The sequence below is a fragment of the Enterococcus bulliens genome, assembly GCF_053761865.1.
In genome coordinates this window covers 34688-42058 of the sequence record NZ_JBSMXK010000019.1, presented here as the reverse complement: position 1 = coordinate 42058, position 7371 = coordinate 34688, and the positions used below count along the sequence as shown (strand labels likewise).

5 protein-coding genes and 1 pseudogene are annotated in these 7371 nt (G+C 38.0%); all 6 read right to left on the bottom strand.

What is annotated here, in order from left to right:
• Positions 1–159 precede the first annotated feature (159 nt).
• The 6 genes and pseudogenes from ACWOEC_RS09830 to rarD all read right to left on the bottom strand — a co-directional run bounded on the left by ACWOEC_RS09830 (position 160) and on the right by rarD (position 7369).
• Positions 160–657: a GNAT family N-acetyltransferase gene (locus tag ACWOEC_RS09830; protein ID WP_455307845.1), complete on the bottom strand. Its 498-nt coding sequence runs from the start codon at positions 655–657 to the stop codon at positions 160–162.
• Positions 658–770: 113 nt separating this feature from the next.
• A pseudogene (locus ACWOEC_RS09825) lies at positions 771–2216 on the bottom strand (glycoside hydrolase family 1 protein).
• Positions 2217–2231: 15 nt separating this feature from the next.
• The gene (locus tag ACWOEC_RS09820) at positions 2232–4118 is read right to left on the bottom strand and encodes a beta-glucoside-specific PTS transporter subunit IIABC (protein WP_455307843.1); all 1887 of its coding nucleotides are present in this window, start codon (positions 4116–4118) and stop codon (positions 2232–2234) included.
• Positions 4119–4247: 129 nt separating this feature from the next.
• The gene (licT, locus tag ACWOEC_RS09815) at positions 4248–5087 is read right to left on the bottom strand and encodes a BglG family transcription antiterminator LicT (protein ID WP_455307841.1); all 840 of its coding nucleotides are present in this window, start codon (positions 5085–5087) and stop codon (positions 4248–4250) included.
• Positions 5088–5250: 163 nt separating this feature from the next.
• A complete protein-coding gene (locus ACWOEC_RS09810; RefSeq protein WP_455307839.1) occupies positions 5251–6390 on the bottom strand; it encodes a glycerate kinase in 1140 nt (379 codons plus the stop codon).
• A gap of 82 nt (positions 6391–6472) precedes the next feature.
• A complete protein-coding gene (gene rarD, locus ACWOEC_RS09805; RefSeq protein ID WP_455307837.1) occupies positions 6473–7369 on the bottom strand; it encodes an EamA family transporter RarD in 897 nt (298 codons plus the stop codon).
• Positions 7370–7371 lie beyond the last annotated feature (2 nt).

Genomic DNA, 7371 nt, shown 5'->3' with positions numbered 1-7371 from the left:
TATCATGATTCGTCACGGTAGTGCATTGCTTTTAAACTAAAAAAGATCAAGAGGAAATAATCCTCTTGATCTCCAATAATTCTAAGATTTCTCTTCACCAACATCATTTGACAAAGAGCCAAAAAAACGTCCTCAGCATCAAAAGTGAGGACGTTTTTTTTAGATTGCTTTTTCTAAAATTGGACAAATACGATCTTGTTTTCCTAAAGGAAAATGTTTGATCCCGATTTTTTTAAATCCATGACGTTCGTAAAAACGAATGCCTGCATGATTTTTTTCATAAACAGTCAACCGTAAATAACGTTTTTGTTTTGTTTTAGCATAACGATTCGCTTCATCGAGTAATCGTTGCCCTAACCCTTTGTTTTGATAATCTTTGAGCAGATAGATCCGTTGAATCTCTATAGCATCTTTTTCATCATTGATTTTCATATAACCAATGAGTAATTGATGATCCTTAATACCAATAAATTTACTAGTTGACTGTGCTAATTCTACTGCCAATATTTCAGTTGTCAACTGTGTCTGTAAATATCCTTGCATATCAAGTGGATCTGCTCCAGCGATAAACGATTCATAAAAACTGATAACACTTACAACTTGTAAAGCATCTAGATCATCATGATCTAAATACGCTAGTGTGATTTGATTGTCCATCTAACTCCCCCTTTTGACACAGTATACTAAAAAATGAGTGCAGTTGTAAAACCCCCTAAAAGCTAGAACAGGTGTCTAGCATTTGGGGGAGCACTACATTTTGTATTCACTTTTTAGTTAGTTAGATTTGTCCCATTTGTCGCAATCACTTGTCTGTACCAGTCAAATGATTTTTTCTCATAACGATTTCCTGTACCGTTGCCTTCATCATCTAAGTCGACATAGATAAAACCATAACGTTTGCTCATTTCACCTGTCGAAGCGCTGACCAAATCGATACACCCCCATGGCGTATACCCCATAATATCCACACCATCAACGATTGCTGCGGCCATCGCCTCGATATGTTCGCGTAAATAATCAATACGATAATCATCTGCTACATAGAAGTTCTCGTCAACTTTATCGATCGCACCTAGACCATTTTCTACAATAAAGACCGGTTTTTCATAACGATTGTATAATTCATTTAACGCGATTCTCAGCCCAACTGGATCGATTTGCCACCCCCATTCACTCGCTTTTAAGAAAGGATTTTTTAGACCGGCAAGTAAGTTTCCACTTGCTTTTGCTGCTTCTTCATCCGTAATATCAACTACACTAGACATATAATAACTAAATCCAATATAATCAACTGGATAATCTTTTAATAACTCTAGTTCACCTTCTGCAATGTCTAACTCGCTGACATTGTATTTGTCAAAAATCCGTTTGGTGTAAGCTGGGTATTCTCCACGAACTTGAACATCCGCACAGAAAAAATTCATTTCTTGATTTTGTTCGATCGTTGCCATTTGATTGATTGGATTAGAATCCATACTATAGGTTGTTGCATAGATGATCATACAGCCAATTTGTAAATCCGGATTCAATTAGTGCCCGATTTTTACGGCCTTACTGCTGGCTACAAACTGATTATGCCATGCTTGGAAGACATTTTGATAATCACTAGCTCCAGTCGAATTTACCATTCCTTGACTCAAAGCTGGAAAATGGAAAGCTGAATTGATCTCATTAAATGTCATCCAATAGTTGACTTTACTATGGAATTTTTCTAACACCACTTTTGCATAACGTTCGTAAAAAGTAATCAATTCACGGTTTTTCCAACCACCGTATTCTTTTGCCAAATGTAGCGGCATTTCATAATGAGAAATCGTAATGACTGGTTCGATGCCATATTTAAGACATTCATCGATTACTTGTTCATAAAATGCCAGACCTTCTTTATTAGGTGTCAACTCATCCCCTTTAGGGAAAATGCGTGTCCACGCGATTGAAAAGCGATAGCATTTAAAGCCCATTTTTGCAAACAGAGCAATGTCTTCTTTGAAACGATGGTAATGATCGATCCCTCGATGATTCGGATAAACATATTGTGCTTCATCGATCGTCCAATCAAATGTATCACTACCTAGAACCTCAAGCCGAGTTTTTCCACCAGGCATAGCATCTGCTACGGATAATCCTTTACCGCCTTCTTGATATGCTCCTTCTAATTGGTTCGCTGCTGTAGCGCCACCCCATAAAAAACCTTTTGGAAATACTGATTTTGTCATATTGCCTCTACCTTTCTATTTTACAATCGTCAACAGATCTTCACCATTTAGAATCGTTTCTTGATCTAGATCTAATACATCGGTAAATTGTGCCGTGTTCGTAATCACGACTGGCGTTACCACTGGGTACCCTTGAGCTTTGATAAATTCAATATCAAAAGTGATTAATCGCTCACCTTTTTGGACATGGTCACCTTGTTTCACATGTGCTGTGAACCCTTTTCCTTCAAGTGCAACAGTGTCCATTCCAATATGCATCAAAATTTCAATTCCCTCAATCGTCGTCAATCCGACTGCATGTCCTGTTGGAAAAATCGTTGTGATCTCACCATCATAAGGAGCGTATAGTTCGCCGATCACAGGCTCGATGGCCACGCCTTTACCTAGTGCTTCAGAAGCAAAGACTTGGTCTTCGACTTTGCTTAAAGGCAACACTGTTCCTTTTAAAGGACTTGAAATCGTATAATGATGCGCATCACTTGTTGGATTGATTCGTGTATCTGTTACTTCATCTACTTTTGCTAATGGCGTTGTTGCCGCTACTTCTGGTTGATCTTCAAAACGTAACACCATCGTCAATACAAAAGCTAATACAAAAGCGACTGCAGCACCGATGGCAGCCCAAATGACACCATCTAAACTTTTAGTATCTTGAGGGATAAAACTTGGTAAGCTTAAAATACTCACTAATCCAAAGGCATAGTTTTGAACATGTGAAAAACCAATAATCGCCCCACCCACTGCACCACTGATACATGCTGCAATAAATGGTTTTTTAAGTGGTAATGTTACTCCGTACACAGTTGGTTCGGTGATCCCGAAAAATGCCGTGATAGTAGACGACATGGCTAATCCTTTTAATTTGGTATTTTTAGTCATAAAGAAGACCGCTACAGCTGCACCTGCTTGAGAAATAACAGCAGGTAGTAACATCGGTACCATCGAATCTGATCCGTATTGTGTTAAATTCAATAAAGCGATTGGTACAAAGCCCCAATGCATCCCAAACATTACAAAAACTTGCCATAAACCACCCATTACAGCACCAGCTACTAATGGACTTAGCCCGTAAATCGCACCATAGCCTTTACCTAACCAATCCCCTAAAATCGATCCAATCGGACCAATCGCAATAAATGTTAAAGGTGCCATGATCAAGAAGACCGCTACAGGAACACAAATAATTTGTAAAAAGTCCGGAACAACTTTTTTAAAGAAACGTTCTACGTAACTTTGAATAAATACAGCTAATAAAATCGGAATAACCGAAGATGTATATGCGCTTGCTCCGATAATGACTGGTAATCCTAAAAAGCTCAATGTTTGACCAGCAGAAGCGGTAATCGTTGGATAAACGAGTGCCATCGCTAACGCTAATGCCAAAAATTCATTGGTTTTAAATTTACGTGCAGCCGTTACGGCTAAAGCGACTGGTAAATAAGTAAAGAAACCATCTGCAATGGCAAACAAGACGATATAAACACCTGAAGTATCTGTCAACCAATTTAATGCTAAAGCGAGTGTTAGGAATCCTTTTAATACCCCAGCTCCTGCCATCGCACCTAAAAAAGGTGTGAAAATCGATGATACGATATCGATCAAACGCCCAAGTATCGTTTCGTTTTTGTCAGAATCTTCACCGGATGAACTACTTAAATTTGATTGGTCGATCAATTCACGATACACATCACTTACATGACTTCCGATCACGACTTGATATTGACCACCACTACGGACGACTTGGATCACATCTGGATCTTGCTTTAAGCGTTCTGTATCAGCTTTTTCTTCGTCTTTTAATTTAAAACGCAAACGTGTTGCACAATGGACGATACTGTTTACATTTCCCTTTCCTCCTACCGCATCTAGCACACGGCTTGCAATTTCTTGATTTTTCGACATAAGATATACTCCTTTTTTACTATTTTTTATAAACAAAAAACCCAAATTGAAAAAACACTAGTGCTGATGCATAGTTGTCTTTTCAATCTGGGTTTTGCCTGCCTAACCAGTCACAATCCATTCGATTGATTATTGTTGTTCCTGCACGACCCGTTCGATATGGATCGTTAAATAAATCATTTCCGATTCGCCAATTAGATGATCGTAACGCGTAATCAAAAAATCATTGATCCGCTGTACAGCCTGAAATGCCTTTGGATATTTTGATTGAATCAATGCAAATAAAAATTCATCTGTTTCTTCTGAAAGTTTATTTTCCAAATAGCGTTGGGCGAAGTATTGCAAATATGTCACGATTCTTTGATAACTTAGCGTTTCAGCATTAAGAGTGATTCCAAAATAACGACTGATGATTCTTAAGATATTGCGTACCATCTCCGTCGTTTCCATCGTAGTCGACATATCCGCATGCTTTTGTTGGGCATTCACGATATGAAACGCGATGAATCCGGCTTCTGATTCTGGTAATGTCACTGAAAAATAATCTGAGATTTTGGCTAAAGTATGTTGCGCAATCCGAAATTCTTTAGGATAAAACTTTTTTGTTTCAAAAAGTAGCGGATTTGGTAATTCGATTCCTTCTTTAGCTCGCATGATCGCATAATGCATATGGTCGGTCAAGTTTAAATAAATAGTTGGTGCTAGGGTCACTTGAAGTTCTTTTTCAGCATAATCAACAATTTTTTTGACTAATTCGATTTCCTCAGCCGGAACATCTTCAAACAATTGCTGAAACTGTTGACTCGTTACTGAATCTTTTAATACAAATTCTTTTTCGATCAAAGTATCCTCAACGACATCCCCTGATTTCTTTTGAAAAGCGATCCCTTTTCCCATACAAATCACTTCTTCACCGCGCTGATTTAACGAAGAAATCACATTATTGTTCAATACTCTTTCAATGATCATCTTGATCCTCCAATCAACATAAAAAAAAACCTAGAATCATCCCCATACAATTACACGAGATAACTCCGGTTTTGCCTGCCAAGCAGTAACAATCCTGATTACAAGAGCTATCTTAGCATAGATATTTTCCATATGCAAGCCTTTTCAGTGTTTTTTATGTTGCTTATTTTTTATTTATTAACGCTAAAATTCGGCATACTTGTTCCACTGTATAGGCTAAATTATCTGGACCATCTCTCAACGCTTCTTTAAGGGAAGTCGGCGCGGGTATAATGCTAAAGCAAGCAGTTATCCCTATTAGGTCAAAGTCTTTTTCTACACTTCCACCAAATGCTAAAATTGGAATCTGATGAGTTGTAAGGCGTTGGATTACTCCTGCAATCACTTTTCCCTTTTCTGTTTGGTAATCAATTTTTTCTTCTCCCGTGAAGACAATCGTATCTTTTGTTACGTAACGCTCTAGATTGACTTCATCTAACACCCAGTCGATGCCAGAAATTCTTCGACAACGTTCATTCACTAAATTTAACCCAAAAAGAATACCTCCGGCTGCGCCCATACCAGCAGTTTGTAAATAATCGTTATGTTTTTGATTAAACGTTTGAGCTAAACGAACCGTTTCTTTTTCTAATTGTAAAATCTCACTTGCTGTAGCTCCCTTTTGTTTAGCAAAGACATGTGCTGCTCCTTGGATACCACACAATGGATTTTCCACATCACTAGCTACGATAAATTCGAGATGCTTGATCCTTGGATCGATCGTTTCACTAGATAAAGTATCGATTTTAGATAATTGAAGTCGGCCATTTGGAATTTGAACGTGTTGTTTTGTAAAAAATCGAACACCCCACGCTTGTAAAATCCCAAATCCTAAATCGTGTGTTGCACTGCCTCCAACTGCTAAAATAATTTTTTTCGCACCTAATTTTACGGCTTCTAATACACACTGTCCTGTACCAAATGTTGTCGTAGTTAACGGTGTTCGTTTCACTTTAGCTACAAGTTCCAGTCCACTCGTTTGTGCCAATTCTAAAACAGCTGTTTTGGTTTTTTGATTATATAGAAATGTTGCAGGTACTACTTCATCAAAGAATGGTCCCATCACATGCCGCGTCACTTTTTCATAATCCGCATGTTCACTAATAACATCTAGCGTTCCTTCCCCGCCATCTGCTAGAGGAACATGATGGATAGTAGCATCAGGAAAAACCTGACGAATCCCCTTTGACATTGCAACAACTGCTTCTTTTGCCGTCATGCTTTCTTTGAATGAATCTGGTGCTAAGATAAATGTTTGGCTCATTCTCTTCACCCCTTTCTTATTAGTGTACTACAAATTTGCATAAAAAAAGAGGTTCCCTATTAAGATAGGTTCCCTCTTTGATTTATTTTGTTTTTTGAAACATCACTTGACGATATTCATGAATCGTTCCAATCGTAAAGATGGCGATTCCTAGCCAAATAAAGGTGAAAACAAACCATTTGTGTGGGTCAAATGCTTCATGTAAAAAGAAGACAGCTACAATCAGTTGCATTGTGGGATTGATATACTGAATGAAACTCAATGTCACAAAATCAACATTTTTTGCCGCCACAGTAAATAAAAGTAAAGGTACAGCAGTCACAATACCACTTAATACTAAAAGTACCATCACAAGAGGCGAATAAGACCAAAATGATATGTCCGTGAAAAAGAATAAATAGACCAGTCCAAAAGGCACGCACATAATCGTTTCTAGCATTAAGGAAAAACTCGCAGGCAATTGGATTTTCTTTTTAATGACTCCGTACAAACAAAAAGCTGTAGCTAAGATCAATGTATTGATTGGAAGCGACCCTGTTTGAATCGTGAACCAAACCACACCAATCGCTGCAAATAAAATAGCGAGAACACTCGTCTTCGTCAATGGTTCTTTAAAAAAGATCAATGCGATCGCTACATTAAACAAAGGCATAATATAATACCCTAAACTAGCCTCAGTCGCTTGACCATGACCGACCATGTAAATATAGGTCCCCCAATTGACTGCAATCAAAAAAGAAGCTAAGGCAACCCAAATGATTTTTTTAGACTGAATCAATGTATTGACTGCTAAGAAAAAGGCACGCCAATCACGTTGAACCGTTAAAATAAGTGCCATAAATACAAGTGAAAATACAAAACGATAGGCTAAAATATCTAATGCTGGGACGATAGCCAACAGCGCCCAAAATAATCCTAACACACCCCAAAATAAATAGGATACTAATCCACTTAGAATCCCGACTGATTTTTCTTCCATTG

Excerpts from the sequence above, each read along its gene's own strand:
- ACWOEC_RS09810 (WP_455307839.1), bottom strand. The coding sequence starts at position 6,390 with ATGAGCCAAACATTTATCTTAGCACCAGATTCATTCAAAGAAAGCATG.
- rarD (WP_455307837.1), bottom strand. The coding sequence starts at position 7,369 with ATGGAAGAAAAATCAGTCGGGATTCTAAGTGGATTAGTATCCTATTTA.
- ACWOEC_RS09820 (WP_455307843.1), bottom strand. The coding sequence starts at position 4,118 with ATGTCGAAAAATCAAGAAATTGCAAGCCGTGTGCTAGATGCGGTAGGA.
- licT (WP_455307841.1), bottom strand. The coding sequence starts at position 5,087 with ATGATCATTGAAAGAGTATTGAACAATAATGTGATTTCTTCGTTAAAT.
- ACWOEC_RS09830 (WP_455307845.1), bottom strand. The coding sequence starts at position 657 with ATGGACAATCAAATCACACTAGCGTATTTAGATCATGATGATCTAGAT.